The organism is Mycobacterium angelicum (genome assembly GCF_002086155.1).
In the GTDB taxonomy this organism is placed as follows: domain Bacteria; phylum Actinomycetota; class Actinomycetes; order Mycobacteriales; family Mycobacteriaceae; genus Mycobacterium; species Mycobacterium angelicum.
The window spans coordinates 1-206 of the sequence record NZ_MVHE01000525.1 but is presented as its reverse complement, the minus strand read 5'-3'; the positions used below and the strand labels follow the sequence as shown (position 1 = coordinate 206).

The following is a 206-nucleotide window of genomic DNA, read 5'->3' as shown; positions in this document are numbered from 1 at the left end:
AACATCCAGTAGCGCGCGAACGGCGCGACTAACATTCGTTTTCTGCATCCCTAAAGTTTCAGCAATATCTGCTTGGGCGATCTGAATGAAGTTTTCGTAATCCAGATCTGCAAGCATCAGCATTAAGACCTTGAATTGCTCCCCGGTTAATTCCTTAGCCAAGATCCGTAATGCGTCTTGGTTCATGGTGAAATGCCTCTGAAATG

General features: G+C 45.6%; 1 protein-coding gene. It reads right to left on the bottom strand.

Annotated elements, in window-relative coordinates:
• A partial coding sequence (locus BST12_RS30530) for a MarR family transcriptional regulator (protein WP_245850644.1) occupies positions 1–186 on the bottom strand: 186 nt, incomplete at its 3' end.
• Positions 187–206: the final 20 nt, after the last annotated feature.